19 protein-coding genes are annotated in these 17,372 nt (G+C 70.6%); 6 read left to right on the top strand and 13 right to left on the bottom strand.

Translation table 11 applies throughout. The annotated features are described in order from the left end of the window. Window positions 1-17: 17 nt before the first annotated feature. Window positions 18-989 carry an aldose epimerase family protein gene (locus ACZ7EG_RS01540; protein WP_471070596.1) on the bottom strand — a complete coding sequence of 324 codons (972 nt, stop codon included), beginning with the start codon at window positions 987-989 and terminating at the stop codon, window positions 18-20. Between the two features lie 27 nt (window positions 990-1,016). Next, complete coding sequence (locus ACZ7EG_RS01535; protein WP_471070594.1) at window positions 1,017-1,904, bottom strand: SGNH/GDSL hydrolase family protein; 888 nt, start codon at window positions 1,902-1,904, stop codon at window positions 1,017-1,019. A gap of 259 nt (window positions 1,905-2,163) precedes the next feature. Here ACZ7EG_RS01535 and ACZ7EG_RS01530 point away from each other — a divergent pair, with 259 nt between their 5' ends. Next, entirely contained in the window at window positions 2,164-2,658 is a 495-nt protein-coding gene (locus tag ACZ7EG_RS01530) for a DUF3145 domain-containing protein (RefSeq protein ID WP_344457749.1), read from the top strand. Between the two features lie 141 nt (window positions 2,659-2,799). Here the strand turns inward: ACZ7EG_RS01530 and fabF are convergent, their stop codons facing one another. From fabF to fasR, 5 genes are all read right to left on the bottom strand, one after another. Further along, a complete protein-coding gene (fabF, locus tag ACZ7EG_RS01525; protein WP_471070591.1) occupies window positions 2,800-4,071 on the bottom strand; it encodes a beta-ketoacyl-ACP synthase II in 1,272 nt (423 codons plus the stop codon). Window positions 4,072-4,158: 87 nt separating this feature from the next. Beyond that, the gene (locus ACZ7EG_RS01520) at window positions 4,159-4,407 is read right to left on the bottom strand and encodes an acyl carrier protein (RefSeq protein ID WP_003989952.1); all 249 of its coding nucleotides are present in this window, start codon (window positions 4,405-4,407) and stop codon (window positions 4,159-4,161) included. An 80-nt stretch (window positions 4,408-4,487) separates the two neighbouring features. Next, window positions 4,488-5,489, bottom strand: coding sequence for a beta-ketoacyl-ACP synthase 3 (locus ACZ7EG_RS01515; RefSeq protein ID WP_471070589.1), 1,002 nt, complete (start codon window positions 5,487-5,489; stop codon window positions 4,488-4,490). 25 nt (window positions 5,490-5,514) lie between these two features. Further along, entirely contained in the window at window positions 5,515-6,444 is a 930-nt protein-coding gene (locus tag ACZ7EG_RS01510; protein WP_471070587.1) for an ACP S-malonyltransferase, read from the bottom strand. An 89-nt stretch (window positions 6,445-6,533) separates the two neighbouring features. Beyond that, entirely contained in the window at window positions 6,534-7,739 is a 1,206-nt protein-coding gene (gene fasR / locus ACZ7EG_RS01505; protein WP_471070585.1) for a fatty acid biosynthesis transcriptional regulator FasR, read from the bottom strand. 63 nt (window positions 7,740-7,802) lie between these two features. Between fasR and ACZ7EG_RS01500 the strand changes: the two genes are divergently transcribed. Continuing rightward, the gene (locus ACZ7EG_RS01500; RefSeq protein ID WP_471072420.1) at window positions 7,803-8,465 is read left to right on the top strand and encodes a pirin family protein; all 663 of its coding nucleotides are present in this window, start codon (window positions 7,803-7,805) and stop codon (window positions 8,463-8,465) included. Here the strand turns inward: ACZ7EG_RS01500 and ACZ7EG_RS01495 are convergent. Together ACZ7EG_RS01495 and ACZ7EG_RS01490 are read right to left on the bottom strand one after the other, a co-directional pair. Beyond that, a complete protein-coding gene (locus ACZ7EG_RS01495) occupies window positions 8,462-9,277 on the bottom strand; it encodes a serine hydrolase domain-containing protein (RefSeq protein WP_471070583.1) in 816 nt (271 codons plus the stop codon). The genes ACZ7EG_RS01500 and ACZ7EG_RS01495 overlap by 4 nt on opposite strands. A gap of 18 nt (window positions 9,278-9,295) precedes the next feature. Beyond that, on the bottom strand, window positions 9,296-9,766 hold the full coding sequence (locus ACZ7EG_RS01490; protein WP_471070581.1) for a GNAT family N-acetyltransferase: 471 nt from the start codon (window positions 9,764-9,766) through the stop codon (window positions 9,296-9,298). Window positions 9,767-9,863: 97 nt separating this feature from the next. On the opposite strand from ACZ7EG_RS01490, the gene ACZ7EG_RS01485 reads away from it, so the two are divergent. Next, window positions 9,864-10,328: a MerR family transcriptional regulator gene (locus ACZ7EG_RS01485; RefSeq protein WP_402704276.1), complete on the top strand. Its 465-nt coding sequence runs from the start codon at window positions 9,864-9,866 to the stop codon at window positions 10,326-10,328. Next, the gene (locus ACZ7EG_RS01480; protein WP_471070578.1) at window positions 10,325-11,341 is read left to right on the top strand and encodes an aldo/keto reductase; all 1,017 of its coding nucleotides are present in this window, start codon (window positions 10,325-10,327) and stop codon (window positions 11,339-11,341) included. The genes ACZ7EG_RS01485 and ACZ7EG_RS01480 overlap by 4 nt, the downstream gene beginning before the upstream one ends. Window positions 11,342-11,428: 87 nt before the next feature. Here ACZ7EG_RS01480 and ACZ7EG_RS01475 read toward each other — a convergent pair whose 3' ends face one another. The 3 genes from ACZ7EG_RS01475 to ACZ7EG_RS01465 all read right to left on the bottom strand — a co-directional run bounded on the left by ACZ7EG_RS01475 (window position 11,429) and on the right by ACZ7EG_RS01465 (window position 14,267). Then, window positions 11,429-12,286 carry a DUF4429 domain-containing protein gene (locus ACZ7EG_RS01475; RefSeq protein ID WP_471072417.1) on the bottom strand — a complete coding sequence of 286 codons (858 nt, stop codon included), beginning with the start codon at window positions 12,284-12,286 and terminating at the stop codon, window positions 11,429-11,431. Window positions 12,287-12,352: 66 nt separating this feature from the next. Beyond that, window positions 12,353-13,561, bottom strand: coding sequence for an alpha/beta hydrolase (locus ACZ7EG_RS01470; RefSeq protein ID WP_471070576.1), 1,209 nt, complete (start codon window positions 13,559-13,561; stop codon window positions 12,353-12,355). 73 nt (window positions 13,562-13,634) lie between these two features. Beyond that, window positions 13,635-14,267: a TetR family transcriptional regulator gene (locus tag ACZ7EG_RS01465; protein WP_471070573.1), complete on the bottom strand. Its 633-nt coding sequence runs from the start codon at window positions 14,265-14,267 to the stop codon at window positions 13,635-13,637. 115 nt (window positions 14,268-14,382) lie between these two features. Between ACZ7EG_RS01465 and ACZ7EG_RS01460 the strand changes: the two genes are divergently transcribed. Further along, window positions 14,383-16,008, top strand: coding sequence for an MFS transporter (locus tag ACZ7EG_RS01460; protein ID WP_471070571.1), 1,626 nt, complete (start codon window positions 14,383-14,385; stop codon window positions 16,006-16,008). A gap of 235 nt (window positions 16,009-16,243) precedes the next feature. Continuing rightward, window positions 16,244-16,552: a small hydrophobic protein gene (locus ACZ7EG_RS01455; protein ID WP_248500854.1), complete on the top strand. Its 309-nt coding sequence runs from the start codon at window positions 16,244-16,246 to the stop codon at window positions 16,550-16,552. 51 nt (window positions 16,553-16,603) lie between these two features. Here the strand turns inward: ACZ7EG_RS01455 and ACZ7EG_RS01450 are convergent, their stop codons facing one another. Beyond that, on the bottom strand, window positions 16,604-17,341 hold the full coding sequence (locus ACZ7EG_RS01450; protein WP_471070569.1) for a potassium channel family protein: 738 nt from the start codon (window positions 17,339-17,341) through the stop codon (window positions 16,604-16,606). Window positions 17,342-17,372 lie beyond the last annotated feature (31 nt).

Raw genomic sequence — 17,372 nt, 5'->3', positions numbered from 1 at the left:
CGGTCACGGGCCGCCGTTCAGCGGACGCCGAACCCGTACACCGTCTCCGAGCGGAACACCTCGCCCGGCCGCAGCACGGTCGTCGGGAACTCCGGCCGGTTCGGCGAGTCGGGGAAGTGCTGGGTCTCCAGCGCGATGCCGTCGCCGGGCGCGAAGGGCCCGCCCAGGTGGTCGGCCGTGTACAGCTGGAGGCCGGGCTCGGTGGTCCCCACCGTCAGCACCCGCCCGGACGCCGGGTCGTGCAGCTCGGCGACCTCCACCGCCGTGTCCGTCACGCCCTTGTCGAGTACGAAGTTGTGGTCGTAGCCGGAGCCGGTCTTGCGCGCCTCGCGGAAGTCGAACCGCGTCCCGGTCACCTCCTCGGGGCTGCCGGCGGGGATCAGATCCGCGTCGACCGGCGTGTACCGGGAGGCGGCCAGCCGCAGCTCGTGGCCGCCCGCGTCACCGGAACCGGCCAGGTTGAAGTAGCTGTGGTTCGTCAGGTTCACGACGGTCGGCGCGTCCGTCACCGCCTCGTACGCGATCCGCAGCGCGCCGTTCCCGCCGAGCGTGTACGTCGCCGAGACCTCCAGCCGCCCCGGGAACCCCTCCTCGCCGTGCGGGCTGATCCGGGTCAGCCGCACCCCGTGCTCGACCGGCTCCGCCTCCCACACCCGCTTGTCGAAGCCGTGCGCGCCACCGTGCAGCGAGTTCGGCCCGTTGTTCGGTTCCAGCGCGTATGTCCGACCGTCCAGGGTGAACCGGCCGTCGGCGATCCGGTTGGCGTACCGGCCGACCAGGGCGCCGAGGTACGGCTCCGGATGGGCGAGATACCCGTCGAGATCCGGGAACCCCAGCACCACGTCCCCGGCCCTGCCTTCCCGGTCCGGCACCTCCACGGACTGCACGATCCCGCCGTACGACAGGACCCGCACCCGTACACCCGCCCGCTCCAGGGTCCAGCGGTGCACCGGGGTCCCGTCGGAAAGTGTTCCGAAGAGTTCGTTCATGTGCGGAACTCTAAGTCAGAGTCCGGGTCAGGGCTTCTTCGCGGTGACGGTGCGGTACGCGATCTCCGCCAACCGGGCCTGTCCGTTCACACTGGGGTGGAAGTAGTCCCAGCGGCTCAACTGGGCCGTGCCGAAGCGGTAGTCGTGCACCGCGCCCCCGTCGTAGCGGCACCGTTCGTCCTCGGCGCAGACCTCCCTCAGGACCTTGTTGTAGTCCTCCACCCGCTTGTGCACCGTGTCCCGCCGCAGGGTCGCCGCCGGGTCCAGGGCGTCCGCGTCGCCCAGCATCGACGGGCAGATGCCCAGCTTCCACACCTGCTTGCCCATCGGACTGGTACGCCCCTGCGACCACAGCCGCTTCAGGTTCGGCACGCTCGCCACGAACACCTGCGCCTTGGGCAGGGCCTTGCGCAGGGAGCGCAGCGAGTCCTCGAAGTCGGCACGGAAGGCGGAGACCGGAGTCATCGCCGAGGGCGTGGACCGGCAGGCGTCGTTGGCGCCCACCATCACCGTCACCAGCTGCGGCTCGCGCCGCACCGCCTGCGCCATCTGCCCGGGCAGATCGGCCATCCGCGCCCCGGTCACGGCGTAGTTCCAGCTCCGCCGGGCGGCCCCGGACCTGCCCAGCAGCCGCACCGCGAGCGAGTCGACCTCGGGGCTGGCACCGGTCGCCCAGGACGCCTCCGGACAGTCCGACAGCACGTCACACGCGTCGAATCCGCGCGTGATGGAGTCCCCGACGGCGGCGACGGAACCCGGGCTGCGGTCCCACAGGGGCGTGGGTTTCGGCGACGGCCTCGCGGATTCGGACGGGGCGGCGGAATCACCCCCCACGGCGTCACACCCGGCGAGCACCAGCACGGCCGCCGCGACCACGGCCGGAACGCCCCGTGTGCGACGGCTTCGCTTCCGCATCCCTGGTCCATCCCCTCGCCACGCCGTGCCTGTCCCCCCAACCCATAACAACGCACGAGGGTTCCCGACCGATCAGGTGCAACGGCTCACACCCGTACAAGCGTCCCCCTGGGTGAATGGCGGGCGTTTCCCGGCACCTGGACCGACCGTACGTCACACTCCTTGCGCCCCCGCACGGTAGCCTCGCCATCAACGTGACCCGCCCGGTCACAGCCGTTCCGCCCGTTTGCACCATGTCCCGCTCTGCCCGGAGGTTCCGGTGACGACACGTGGAGTTCTGTACGTGCACTCCGCGCCGCGCGCGCTGTGCCCGCACGTCGAGTGGGCCGTCGCCGGGGTGCTCGGCACACGCGTCAGCCTGGACTGGATCCGACAGCCGGCCGCCCCCGGCACCTGGCGCTCGGAGTTCTCCTGGCAGGGCCAGGCGGGCACGGCGTCCAAGCTGGCCTCGGCGCTGCGCGGCTGGCACCTCCTGCGCTTCGAGGTCACCGCGGAGCCCTGCCCCACCGCCGAGGGCGAGCGCTACAGCTGCACCCCCGACCTGGGCATCTACCACGCCGTCACCGGCATCCACGGCGACATCCTCATCCCCGAGGACCGCCTGCGCGCGGCGCTGCACCGCAGCCGACGCGGCGAGACCGACCTGGAAGCCGAGATCGGCAAACTCCTGGGCAAGCCCTGGGACGACGAACTGGAGCCCTTCCGCTACGCGGGTGAAGGCGCCCCGGTCCGCTGGCTCCACCAGGTGGTGTGAACGCCCCCAAGGGACGCGCCCCAGGGGGCGCGGGGGACTGCGCGAACAACCCCCACGTACCCGCACCCGGCACACAACGTCACAGAAACGGCGAATGGCCCGAACCCCACTCAGGGTCCGGGCCATTGAAACGCTCAGAGATCAAACCGTCCGGAACGCCAGCACCACGTTGTGCCCACCGAACCCGAACGAGTCGTTCAGCGCGGCGATGCGGCCTTCCACGGGCAGCTTCCGGGCCTCACCCCGCACGACGTCGGCGTTCGCCTCGGCCTCGGGGTCCAGGTTGTCCACGTTGATCGTCGGCGGCGCCACCCGGTGATACAGCGCGAGCACGGTCGCAACCGTCTCCACACCGCCCGCACCACCCAGCAGATGTCCGGTCATCGACTTCGTCGCGGACACCGCGAAGTGGTCGGCGTCGTCACCGAACACCTTGCGCAGCGCCTTCAGCTCGGCGATGTCCCCGGCCGGCGTGGACGTCGCGTGCGCGTTGACGTGCACGATCTCCGCCGGGTCCAGGTCGTTGCGGTCCAGCAGGTTCTGCAGGGCGTGCGAGATGCCCCGCCCCTCCGGCTCCGGCTGCACGATGTCGTGCGCGTCGGCGGAGATGCCCTGCCCGACCGCCTCGGCGTACACCCGGGCGCCGCGCTTCGCGGCGTGCTCGGCGGACTCCAGGACCACGACACCGGCGCCCTCACCGAGCACGAAGCCGTCGCGGGCGGTGTCGTAGGGGCGCGACGCGCCCTGCGGGTCGTCGTTGTTCTTGGACATCGCCATCATGTTGCCGAACGCGGCGATGGGCAGCGGGTGGATCGCCGCCTCCGTGCCACCCGCGACGACGACGTCGGCGCGGCCGGTGCGGATCATCTCGATGGCGTAGCCGATGGCCTCGGCGCCCGAGGCGCAGGCGGAGACCGGGGTGTGCACGCCCGCCCGGGCGCCCACGGCCAGACCCACGTTGGCCGACGGGCTGTTGGGCATCAGCATGGGCACGGTGTGCGGGGAGACGCGGCGGACGCCCTTCTCCTTCAGCACGTCGTACTGGTCGAGCAGCGTCGTGACGCCGCCGATACCGGAGGCGATGACCGCGCCGAGCCGGTCGGGGTCGATGTTCGGGTCCTCGCCGGCCTTCGCCTCGAAACCGGCGTCGGCCCAGGCCTCCTTGGCCGCGACCAGCGCGAACTGCGCCGAGCGGTCCAGTCGGCGGGCCTGCGGCCGCGGGATGACCTCGGTCGGCTCCACGGCGACCGGGGCCGCGATCTTGACGGCCTGGTCGGCCGCCCAGTCCTGCTCCAGGGGCTTCACGCCGGACTTGCCGGCGATCAGGCCCTCCCAGGTAGAGGCTGCGTCGCCACCCAGCGGTGTGGTTGCGCCGATACCGGTGACGACCACGGTGCGATTGGTCGAGCTCACGGGAATTCTTTCTCCAACGGATCCGAGGATTAAGCGGCGCCACCGCCGGGTGGCGGGGCAGTCAGCCCACAGGGCCAGATCGGCTGATCAGCCCTGGTGCTTGAGGATGTAGTCGGTCGCGTCACCGACGGTCTTGAGGTTCTTGACGTCCTCGTCGGGGATCTTGACGTCGAAGCGCTCTTCGGCGGCGACGACGACCTCGACCATGGACAGCGAGTCGACGTCCAGGTCGTCGGTGAAGGACTTGTCCAGCTGGACGTCCTCAACCGGGATGCCGGCGATCTCGTTCACGATCTCGGCGAGACCGGCGACGATCTCTTCCTGAGTGGCGGCCATGTTGGCGCTCCTTCGTAGATTCCAGAGGGTGTGGCAGGTATTTCCTCCCGTGCCGGATCGCATGATCCGGCACGGAGTGCCTAGGGGAGGGTAACGACAGTCGCGGCGTAGACGAGACCCGCCCCGAAGCCGATGACGAGCGCGGTGTCGCCGCTCTTCGCCTCGCCGGTCGCCAGGAGCCGCTCCATCGCGAGCGGAATCGAGGCGGCCGAGGTGTTGCCGGTGGTGCGTACGTCACGTGCGACCGTGACCGACTCCGGCAGCTTGAGTGTCTTCACCATCGAGTCGATGATCCGCTCGTTGGCCTGGTGCGGAATGAAGACGTCCAGGTCCTCCGCGGAGATGCCGGCGGCGTCCAGCGCCTCCTTGGCGACCTTCGCCATCTCGAACACGGCCCAGCGGAACACCGCCTGGCCCTCCTGCGTGATGGCGGGGAACTTGGCGACCTCGCCGGAACGGTAGTCCGTCCACGGCACGGTCTGCTTGATCGTCTCGGACTTGTCGCCCTCGGAGCCCCAGACGGTGGGGCCGATGGCGGGCTCCTTGGCCGGGCCCACGACGACCGCGCCCGCGCCGTCGCCGAACAGGAAGGCCGTCGCCCGGTCCTCCAGGTCGGTCAGATCGCTCAGCCGCTCCACGCCGATCACCAGGACGTACTCGGCCGAGCCCTCGACGATCATGCCCTTGGCGAGGGTGAGACCGTAGCCGAAGCCCGCGCAGCCCGCCGAGATGTCGAAGGCGGCGGCCTTGGCGGTGCCCAGCTTGTCGGCGATCTCGGTGGCGACGGCCGGGGTCTGCTTGAAGTGCGAGACGGTCGAGACGATCACGCCGCCGATCTGCTCGGCGGAGATCCCGGCGTCGGCGATCGCCTTGCCGGACGCCTCGATCGACATCGCGGCGACCGTCTCCTCGTCGTTCGCCCAGTGCCGCGTCTCGATGCCGGAGCGCGAGCGGATCCACTCGTCGGACGAGTCGATCGTCTCGAGGATCACCTCGTTCGGCACGACCCGGGTCGGGCGGTAGCCGCCGACGCCGAGGATGCGCGCGTACGGGGCGCCCTTGCTGGGCTTGATCTTCGCCATGCGGTCGGCTCCTTGGGGGCGGCGGTCAGGCGTGCTCGGCGATGAGCTCGCGAGCCGCGTCGAGGTCGGCGGGGGACTTCAGGGCCAGCGTCTTCACCCCGGGCAGTGCCCGCTTGGCGAGGCCGGTGAGGGTGCCACCGGGGCACAGCTCGATCAGGGCCGTGACACCGAGCTCCTTGAAGGTCTCCATGCACAGGTCCCAGCGGACCGGGTTGGCGACCTGGCCGACCAGGCGTTCCAGCACCTCGCTGCCGGCCGCGACGGTCCGGCCGTCCTTGTTGGAGACGTAGGTGACCTTCGGGTCGCCGGGCGTCAGGGCCTCGGCGGCCTTGGCCAGCGTGTCGACCGCGGGGGCCATGTGGTGCGTGTGGAACGCGCCGGCGACCTTCAGCGCGACGACCTTGCGCACGCCCTCGGGCTTGTCGGCCTCCAGGGCGGCGAGCTGCTCATTGGTACCGGCCGCGACGATCTGGCCCGCGCCGTTGATGTTCGCCGGGGTCAGGCCCAGCTTCTCCAGGTGCGGAACCGTCACGGCGGGGTCACCGCCCAGCAGCGCCGCCATGCCGGTCTCCGTGACGGCGGCGGCCTCGGCCATGCCGAGCCCGCGGGTGCGGACCAGGCGGAGCGCCTCCTCGTGCGGGAGCACTCCGGCGAGCGAGGCGGCGGTGATCTCACCGACGCTGTGACCGGCGATCGCGCCGACCTTCTGCGGCAGCTCGGCCGGGTCGTCGAACAGCAGGTTCGCGGACGCCAGTCCGGCCGCGACCAGCAGCGGCTGCGCCACCGCGGTGTCGCGGATCTCCTCCGCGTCGGCCTCGGTGCCGTAACGGATCAGGTCGAGTCCCGCGGCGTCGGACCATGCCTCGAGGGCACCGCGAACACCGGGGAGGTCGAGCCATTCGGTCAGGAAGCCGGGCGTCTGAGCGCCCTGGCCGGGAGCGACGAGTACGAGCACTCTCACACTCTCTCTTGAGGACGGGCACAACCGCCCGTGGGGACAGGGACGAAGAACACGGAGGCGTTTTGTCGAGCCTCGACAAAACCTTAGGCCTGAGGATCTCCATCGACCAGACGCCCCAGGATCAGCGCGATCCGCAGGGTGAACGCAGAGCGTACATCGGAGGGTGACCAGCCGGTGACGTCAGTCACACGTCGAAGCCGGTAGCGGACGGTGTTGGGATGAACGAACAGCATCCGGGCGGCGCCCTCGAGACTGCTCGCCTGTTCGAGATAGACGCTGAGGGTCTCCAGGAGCGCGGCCCCGGCCTCCTCCAGCGGTCTGTAGATCTCCTCCACCAGTTGCTCCCGGGCCGAGGGGTCCCCGGCCATCGCCCGCTCCGGGAGCAGATCGTCCGCCAGGACCGGGCGCGGAGCGTCCTGCCAGGCGGAACACGCCTTCAGCCCGGCCGCGGCGGCCTGCGCGGACCGGGTCGCGGCCAGCAGGTCCGGCACGACCGGGCCCGCCACGACCGGCCCGGCCGCGAACGGGCCGATGAGCGACTTGGCGACGGCCAGCGGATTGTCGCTGCCGCCGGCGATGACGACCAGCCGGTCGCCGAGCACCCCGGTGAGCACCTGGAGCTTGGCGTGCCGGGCGGCCCGCCGGATCGCCTCCACGGTCAGTTCGGAGTCGCCGTCGGGCGCCGTGCCGAGCACCACGCACACGTGGTCGGGCGAGTTCCATCCGAGCGCGGCCGCCCGGGACACCGCGCCCTCGTCGGCCTCGCCGCTGAGCACGGCGTTCACGACCAGGGACTCCAGCCGGGCGTCCCAGGCGCCGCGTGCCTCGGCGGCCTGGGCGTACACCTGGGCGGTGGCGAAGGCGATCTCCCGGGCGTAGACGAGCAGCGCCTCGCGCAGCACCCGCTCGTCGCCGGGGGCCGCGACCTCGTCGATCGCGCTCTCCATGACCTCGATGGTGGTGCGCACCATCTCCACGGTCTGGCGCAGGGTGATCGCCCGGGTCAGCTCGCGCGGCGCGGTGCCGAACACGTCGGTGGAGATGGCCTGTGGGGCGTCCGGATGCCGGAACCACTCGGTGAACGCGGCGATACCCGCCTGCGCCACCAGACCGATCCAGGAACGGTTCTCCGGGGGCATGGCCCGGTACCACGGCAGCGTCTCGTCCATCCGCGCGATGGCCTGCGCGGCGAGCGATCCGGACGACTTCTCCAGCCGCTTCAGCGTCGCGGCATGCGGATGGACGTCGTGGGCTGCGGCTTCGTTCTTGCTGGTTTCGGGTTCGGGCACGGGGACAAGACTGCCTTATCCGGACGGGAAGGTGGGCCGCCGGGGTCTACGGTGGACCACGTGATGGACGTACGGCGCGCGGGCGAGCGCTACCCCGGAGGGGACGCGACCGCAGGGATCGAGACGTGGCACGCCTTCTCCTTCGGGCCCCACTACGACCCGGACAACCTCCGATTCGGCGCGGTGCTCGCGTGCAACGAGGAGCGGCTGGCGCCCGGGGCGGGCTTCGACGAGCATCCGCACAGCCACACCGAGATCGTGACCTGGGTGGTGGAGGGTGAGCTGACCCACCGGGACTCCACCGGGCACGAGTCGGTCGTCCGCCACGGGGACGTGCAGCGGCTCAGCTCGGCCGGCGGTGTGCGGCATGTGGAGCGCAACGACGGCCCGGAGCCCCTGACCTTCATCCAGATGTGGCTGGCCCCCCTCAGCCCCGGCGGCGACCCGTCCTACGAGGTCGTCCACGGCATCGCCGACTCGACGCCCTACGCCGTCCCGGAGGCCGGCGCGATGCTGCACGTGCGGCACCTCGGGCCCGGGGAGCGGACGGCGGTGCCGGACGGGGCGTACGCGTACGTCCACGTCGTACGCGGTGCCGTACGCCTGGACGGCACCCAACTGGCGGCGGGTGACGCGGCACGGATCACGGACGCCAAGGGCCTGGAGGCCGAGGGCGTGACCGACGCGGAGCTGCTGATCTGGGAGATGGGCCCGGGCCCGTTCTAGAGCTCCGCGAGGACCGCGTCGGTGAACGCGGGCCACGCCTCGGTCGCCCACGGCCCGAATGCCCGGTCCGTCAGCGCCACGCAGGCCGCTCCCGCGTCCGGGTCGATCCACAGGAACGTACCTGACTGTCCGAAATGTCCGAAGGTGCGCGGCGAGGACGAGGAGCCCGTCCAGTGCGGCGACTTGGAGTCGCGGATCTCGAACCCGAGCCCCCAGTCGTTGGGGTTCTGGTGGCCGTACCCCGGCAGGACGCCCTTGGTGCCCGGGTAGTGCACGGTCATCGCCTCGGCGACCGTGCGCGGATCCAGCAGCCGCGGTGCCTGCACCTCGGCCGCGAACCGCAGCAGGTCCTCCACCGTCGACACCCCGTCCTTGGCCGGGGAGCCCTCCAGGGTCGTCGAGGTCATGCCCAGCGGCTCCAGCACGGCCTGCCGGAGGTACTCCCCGAACGGGATGTCGGTGACCTTCGCCACGTGGTCGCCCAACTGCTCGAAGCCGGCGTTGGAGTACAGCCGCCGCTCCCCGGGCGGGGCCGTGACCTTGTGCTCGTCGAAGGCGAGGCCCGAGGTGTGCGCGAGCAGGTGCCGGACCGTCGACCCGGCGGGACCCGCGGGCTCGTCGAACTCGACGGCGCCCTCCTCGTACGCGACGAGCACCGCGTAGGCGGCCAGCGGCTTGGTCACCGACGCGAGCCGGAACCGCTGCCCGGCCGGTCCGTGGGTGCCGAGGACGGTGCCGTCCGCTCGTACGGCACCCGCCGCGGCGGTGGGAACCGGCCAGTTCTCGATCAACGCGAGGCTCTTCAGCGACATGCGTTCGAGCCTATGCGCTCAGAGTGCGAGTTCCAGCAAAGGGTCGGGCTTGGGGCGGAAACCGAGGGAGATGTACAGCGGCTCGGCCTCCGGAGATGCGGTGAGCTGCACGCGCCGGGCGCCGCGCTCGCGGAACCACGCCAGGAGGGTGGTCATGCAGGCGCGCGCGTATCCCTGGCGCCGCGCGCCCGGGTCGGTGGCGACGCTGAACACGAAGCCCACCATGCCGTGCGGGTCGCCCGGCTTGCCGATGCGGTAGTCGATCGTCCCGGCCACCAGCGACGCCAGTGCCCCCTCCCGCTCCGGGTGGTCGACGACGAACGCCACGAAGTCCCCTGCCGGTTCAGCGAGTCTGGCCCTCAGGGTGGGGAGCGACTCGCCGTGCCAGGCGATGGAGGGGGCGGAGGCGAACACCGCGTCGATCATGACCTGGCGCAGTCGCAGGACTTCCTCGGCGTCGGCGGGCAGGGCGCGACGTACAACACTCATGAGTCCGTACGCTAACCAGCCGGATCCGGGAACGTCCTGCCGATTTCTTACCGTCGCCGCTTGCTTGGAGTGCACTCCAGGGTTTTAGCGTGGGGCCATGACGGTGATGGAGACCACGGGGACCAGGACCGACACCTGCGCCGGCCCGCCGCAGCAGAACCGGCGCCCGGACGGCGACGACCACTACACGATCAGCGAGGTCGTCGCCTTCACCGGCCTGACGGCCCACACCCTGCGCTGGTACGAGCGCATCGGCCTGATGCCGCACATCGACCGGTCCCACACCGGCCAGCGCCGGTACACCAACCGCGACCTCGACTGGCTCGACCTGGTCGGCAAGCTCCGCCTGACGGGCATGCCGGTCGCGGACATGGTCCGGTACGCGGAACTGGTGCGCGAGGGCGACCACACCTATGTCGAGCGCTTCGAGCTGCTGAAGACGACCCGCGAGGACGTCCTGGCCAGGATCGACGAACTCCGCGGCACACTCGCCGTGCTCGACCGGAAGATCAGTTTCTACGCGGACGCCGGGCGTGCCCTGGCGTCGGAGAGGTCCCGATGACGGACGGCAGGATCACGACGGCGAAGCTCGGCGACCACGGTCCCGAGGTGAGCGTCCAGGGCCTGGGCTGCATGGGCATGAGCTTCGGCTACGGCCCCGCGGACGCGGACGCGTCCTGGGCCACGCTGGAGCGGGCGCTCGAACTGGGCGTCACCCTTTACGACACGGCCGACGCGTACGGCGCCGGCGAGAACGAGCGGTTCCTCGCGCCGTTCTTCAAGGCCCACCGTGACGAGGTCGTGATCGCCACCAAGTTCGCCCTGTCGATCCCCCCGGACGACCCGACGCGCCGTGTCATCCGCAACGACCCGCCCTACATCCGCCAGGCCGTCGAGGCGAGCCTGAAGCGCCTGGACGTCGACGCCATCGACCTCTACTACATGCACCGGCGCGATGTGAACGTGCCGATCGAGGAGAGCGTCGGCACCATGGCCGACCTGGTCCGCGAGGGCAAGGTCAAGCATCTGGGCCTGAGTGAGGTCACGGCCGGTGAACTGCGGGCCGCCCACGCCGTCCACCCCATCGCCGCCGTGCAGTCGGAGTGGTCGCTGTTCAGCCGGGACATCGAGACGCACGTCGTCCCCGCGGCCCGCGAGCTGGGCGTGGCCCTCGTCGCGTACTCACCTCTCGGCCGGGGTTTCCTCACCGGCTCCTTCACCGATGCCGACCAGGATCTGACCGCCGGTGACTTCCGCCGCCAGCAGCCCCGCTTCACGGGCGACAACGCCATGGCGAACGCGACGCTGCTGGAGCTGATCCGCTCGGTGGCCAAGGCCCATGACGCGACCCTCGGTCAGATCGCCCTGGCCTGGGTCCAGCAGCAGGCGACGGTCCACGACCTCCCGGTCATCCCGATCCCGGGCACCCGCAAGCCCGGCAGGGTGGAGGAGAACACGGCGGCGACCGGGATCGTCCTCACGGACGAGGAACTGGACCTCCTGGAGGGCATAGCGGCCCAGGTGGCGGGCACGCGCTATGCGGACATGGCGTTCACGTCGGCGGGCAGGGAGTAGGGAAGCGCGTCCCCTCAGGGGGCGCGGGGAACTGCGCGACCGGCCACACACGACCCGCACCCGTCGGCGCGCAGTACCCCGCAGACGCTAGAGCTCTGCCAGCAACTCGGCCTTTTTGACCGAAAACTCCTCGTCCGTCACCAAACCGGCCTGATGCAACTCGCCCAGGTGACGAATGCGCTCGGCGATGTCCGCAGGGTCACGACGCGGCCCGCCGGCCGGCACGGCCGGCACCGGACTGGACGTCCGCACCGCCGCCAACACCGCCGCCGCGAACGGCAGCGACTCGTGCACAGGGCCGTACCCCAGCCCGAACACCACCGCCGCGGGATCCTGATCGGCCTGGGCCTCAGGCGCCCCCGCATCCCGGCGCAAAAGCCGCAAATGCCCCTCGAAGACCTCCGGTGACCGCCACTCGACCCCGTTCAGCTCTCCGACCGAGAAGCTCTGGTCGCCGGCCTTCCACTTCGCCGACGACGCCCCCGTCCAGAACCACCGGAAGTTCACGGTCCGTCCGTCGAAGGTCGCCTTCCCGTCGTACGCCTTGAACGACAGCGGCCCCTCGGGTGCCTTCACGAGGAACCGATCGGCCGGCCCGGACTCCGTGAGCAGGCCCCGCAGTTCGTCGGCGTAGTACTCCGCGAGGACCTCGCGCTCGGCGGGCAGCACCAGCCGGTAGGGGTCGACGTTCTCCTTCAGCTGCCCGGCGGCCGCCTCCAGCAACGGGTCCGCCCCGGGACGCGGCTCGACGCGCAGCACGACCGTGCCGCGCTTCCCGCGGGTCAGGGTCACCCCGGCGATCGCCTCCAGGGGTACGCGACGTTCCCCGAGGGCCTGGAAGAGTTTGGGTGTGCGAATCCCCCGTTCGTAGCGGATGAGCACGGAGTCGGACTCGAACTCCCAGGCGGCATGCAATCCGGCCAGTACGTCACCCATGCGGCTCATCGTATGCGGCACGCGCTCCTCCGTCCCCCTCCCGAGCAGACCGCAATTCCTGCGCCTCTACGCGCGTCAGGCCGTCGCCGTGCCGGACATACCGGTACGGCAGACGCCGTCTTCGTGCGCGCAGTGCACCGAGCGGTATGCGCCGACGCCGATCTCTGCGAAATTGAACAGACTTGCCGTGCCGGGCTCGAAGTAGCCCGCGTGACCCTTCGCGCCCGCCGCCGACAGCACCCGCGCGCCGAACCCGGTGGACACCGGATCGGCTCCGTGGCCCAGTCCGCCGACCTTCAGGTAGGGCACGTCCTGGATCCAGTCGTCGGAGTCCCGCATCGCCCACACCCGGGCGGTGGTGTGCAGCTGGGCGGCCTTCTCGACGCGCATGCCGGGGCTGCCGGCCACCGCGATGTCGGAGACCCGGCCCGGCAGCGAGTGCGCGGCGACGCCGCACACCACGGAGCCGTAGCTGTGGCAGAACAGCGAGACCGGCGAACCGCCCGGCAGTGCCCGCACCAGCGCGTTGAGCCGTACGGCACCCTCCTCGGCGCGCATCGCCGTGGCCGAGTCGATGCCGAGTCCGCTCGGCGCCGTGTAGTCGGCCCAGGCGATCACGGCCGTCCGGGTCGACGGGCTCACCTGCCGCTCGGCCGCGTACAGGGACTTGGCCATGCCGACGGGCGCGGAGTACTTGCGCTTTGTGCGCTGGAAGGTGAGCAGGTCGGTGTCGACGCCGGGGACGACCACCGAGACCCGCTCCGCCCTGCGCAGGTTGCCGAAGACCTCCGCCACCCGGCCCGAACCCTCCGGGTCGAAGGCCAGGATGCGCCGGCCCTGCTCCATGAGGTCCTCGAAGCGGTGCATCCTGCGGGCCGCCTCGTGCTGCCCGGCCGCGGTGAGGCGCTTGTCGTGCATGCGTTCCCGCTCGACCTTGCGCGCCTTGGCGAGCGCGAGGTGATTGGCGCGGTAGCGCAGCTCGACCGGCGCGCCGTTCATGTTGCCCACCGCGAGCGAGTACTTGCGGACCAGGGCCGAACGGTCCTGCTCGGTGAGCGAGGAGAAGAAGCGGGCCAGCTTCGCCGGCTCGGACTGCGGGTCCGGCAGCCGGTGCCCGCCGATCCGGCCGTGCTCCCAGGCGGAGAGCGAGGCTTGGAGCGGCGTGGCGCCCCGCTGGTTGCGCAGGGCCGTCCAGCCGGTGGTCGCCAGCATCACGAACACGACGGCCAGGGCGAGCAGTGCGCGCCAGACGTTCAGTTGCGGGGAGGTGTCGAAGGAAGTCACTGAAAGGACACACTAGGAGAACGAGAGGGTCTCGCGTTAGCCAAGTGACCGGGATCACGTTTCGGTGGATGTGTTAAGGGGACTGCTCCGCGCGCCAGTTCCCGGCCAGTGCGGGGCCCACCTGATCCAGGTATGTCGTGGTGAGTTGGCGCATTCCGTCGAGGGTGATGTCGTCCCCCGCGGACCACAAGCGTTCGGTGACACGAATCACCCCGCCGAAGATCGCGACGACGATCCTCGGCCGGGGGTCCAGGTCCACGTCGAGCCCCTCGCGCTCGGCGATGATGCACGCGAGCTGCTCCTCCAGCTCCGCCGACCGCCGCAGATGCGCGGCGAGCAGTGCGGGCGTCGACTCGATCACCCGGTAGACGCGCATGTGGAGCTCGATCGGCACGAGCTCCACGACGGCCTCGTTGATCGCGTCCCAGCTCTCCAGCACGGACCGGCGCAACGCCTCCAGCGGCACCTCGTCCGGCGGGCGGGTGCGCAGGGCGTCGACGACGAGCGTCTCCGCGAGGCGCGGCACGAAGAACGCCGTCTCCTCCTTGCCGGCGAAATAGCGGAAGAAGGTGCGCTGCGAGACGTCCACGGCGGCGGCGATGTCGTCGACGGTCGTCTCCTCGTACCCGCGCGTGGCGAACAGTTCCAGCGCGGCCCGCAGCAGTGCGTCCCGGGTGCGCCGTTTCTTGCGTTCGCGCAGGTTCAAGACATGCCTTTCGTTCTTGGTGTTTGCCCAGTTCAGGCTATACGGGGATGTCGTGTCAGTTACCGATCGGTGAATTGGTTTGTCAACTGTCAGTGGCTGTCACTAGCCTCCCGGTATGACTAGTCAGACCACCATCGACACGACGGGGTCGGGGGGCAAGGCGCCGGCGGATCCGTCGGACGCGACGCCGGGCAAGGGGCTGCGAGGGCACCCCTGGCTCACCCTCATCACCGTCGCTGTGGGGGTCATGATGGTGGCCCTCGACGGCACCATCGTGGCCATAGCCAACCCGGCGATACAGAAGGACCTCGGCGCCACGTTCGCCGAGGTCCAGTGGATCACCAACGGGTACTTCCTCGCCCTCGCGGTCTCCCTGATCACCGCGGGCAAGCTCGGCGACCGCTTCGGTCACCGGCAGACCTTCCTCATCGGCGTCGTCGGCTTCGCCGCCGCCTCGGGCGCGATCGGCCTGTCCGACAGCATCGCGTTCGTCGTCGTCTTCCGCGTCCTTCAGGGCCTGTTCGGCGCGCTGCTGATGCCGGCCGCGCTCGGCCTGCTGCGGGCCACGTTCCCGGCCGAGAAGCTGAACATGGCCATCGGCATCTGGGGCATGGTCATCGGCGCGTCCACCGCGGGCGGCCCGATCCTCGGCGGTGTGCTCGTCGAGCACGTCAACTGGCAGTCGGTGTTCTTCATCAACGTGCCGGTCGGTGTCCTCGCCGTCGTCCTCGGCGTGCTGATCCTGCTCGACCACCGTGCCGAGAACGCCCCGCGCTCCTTCGACCTCCTGGGCATCGCCCTGCTGTCGACCGCCGTGTTCTGCCTGGTGTGGGCGCTCATCAAGGCCCCGCCGTCCGAGTGGGGCTGGGGCGACGTCAAGACGCTGTCGTTCCTCGGTGCTTCGGTGCTGTGCTTCGCGGTCTTCGCCTTCTGGGAGACGAAGGTGAAGGAGCCGCTGATCCCGCTCGCGTTGTTCCGCTCCGTGGCGCTGTCCGCCGGTGTCGTGCTGATGGTGCTGATGGCCATCGCGTTCATGGGCGGCCTGTTCTTCGTGACCTTCTACCTCCAGAACGTCCACGGCATGAGCCCGATCGACGCCGGCCTGCACCTGCTGCCGCTCACCGGCATGATGATCGTCGGCTCGCCGCTGGCCGGCGCGATGATCACCAAGCTGGGCCCCCGGGTCCCGCTCGCGGGCGGCATGGCGCTCACCGCGATCGCCATGTACGGGATGTCGACGCTGGAGACGGACACCGGCAGCGGCATCATGTCGCTCTGGTTCGCCCTGCTGGGTCTCGGCCTCGCGCCGGTCATGGTCGGTGCGACCGAAGTCATCGTCGGCAACGCCCCGATGGAACTGTCGGGTGTCGCGGGCGGCCTCCAGCAGGCCGCCATGCAGATCGGCGGCAGCCTCGGTACGGCGGTACTCGGTGCCGTCATGGCGTCCAAGGTCAACAGCGACCTGGCGGGCAACTGGGAGAAGGCGGGCCTCCCGCCGCTCACTTCGGAGCAGGAGCACCAGGCCTCCGAGGCGGTCCAGGTGGGTGTCCCGCCGGTGGCGCCGGGCACGCCGGACGCGATCGCCGCGAAGATCACGGGCGTCGCGCACGACACGTTCATCTCGGGCATGAGCGCGGCCTCGCTCGTCGCGGCCGGGGTCGCCGTGGTGGCGGTGCTGGTCGCGTTCCTCACCAAGCGCGGTGAGAACGCCGAAGCCGGCGCGGGCGCGGCGCACATCTGACGGTCCCCGGCGGTTCGTTCCCTCATCAGGGTGAACGCAGCCGCCGAACCCTCCCCTCCGGCACGCGCCGCAGGTCACAGTGGGTCAAGTCTTCCGGAGGGCATGGAGGACGGACGCTGCGGCGCGCTGCCGGAGGGGGGTGGCGCGCAGGCAGCGGGATTAACGCGCACCGACGGGGTACCCGTCATGTCATACCCGAAGAGAACCCCAACCGATCGAGGGTTTACGGGAGTTGATGATGGCGAGCTTTGGACACGGTACGCGCAGGCACCCCCGCTCACGTGGCCGGACGTGGTCACGGACCGGGACGGATCGCGCGACGCTCGGACTCATCGGAGTCATCTGCGCCGTTGCAGGCTTCTTCGTGCTGGGGATCGTTCTCGGTCCCGCCGCGATGGTCTGCGGCTGGCTCGCCATGGGCCGCGCGTGGTCGGGCTCCCGCCCCACCGCGGCCGTGATCGCCCTCGTCCTGGGCGCCATCGACACGCTCTTGGCCATCATCTGGCTGTCCGGAGCGGCCACACCGGGCATGGGCATGTTCTGACCCGGGTGAAGAGTGTGGGAAGAACCCCCGGCCGCTCGGCCGGGGGCTCTCTCATCGCTCCACCGCGGTCCCCTTGAGCTCCGCCAACTCCCCCCGCAGCGCCCGCACCTCCTCCGTCAGCTCCCGAATCGCCTCGGTCTGCCGCCGCTCCTCGGCGTCGTCCTTCTCGAACCGGGCGATGAACCAGGCGGCGATGTTCGCCGTCACCACACCCAGCAGCGCGATCCCGGACAGCATCAGCCCGACCGCCAGCATCCGCCCCAGGCCGGTGGTCGGCGCATGGTCGCCGTACCCCACGGTCGTCATCGTCGTGAACGACCACCACACCGCGTCACCCAGCGTCTTGATGTTCCCGTCCGGCGAGTCCCGCTCCACCGACAGCACGGCCAGCGACCCGAACATCAGCAACCCGACCACGGCACCCACGACATACGTCGTCAGCCGGATCTGGGAAGCCATCCGTGCCCGCTGCCCGATCAGCAGCAGCGTCGACACCAGCCGCAGCAAGCGCATCGGCTGGAGCAACGGCAGCAGCACCGCTCCCAGATCGAGCCAGTGCGTCCGTATGAACGCCCGCCGGTGCGGCGCGAGCACCAGTCGTACGCCGTAGTCGAGGGCGAACGCGGCCCACACCACCCACTCGACCACCGTGCACAGCTCGACCACCTCCGGGCCGGCGTCCGGCCGGACGATCGGCACGGCGTAGGCGACGGCGAAGGCCAGGGCCAGGCCGAAGAGGGGCCGCTGTGTGTGCTGCTCCCAACGGAGCTGGGCCGAATGTCGTTGCATGGCCGCATCGTAGGAAAAGTGAAGGGGTGGT

The organism is Streptomyces sp. NPDC037100, assembly GCF_055606225.1.
The sequence above is the reverse complement of the archived record's forward strand: the minus strand, read 5'-3'. Positions and strand labels throughout refer to the sequence as shown.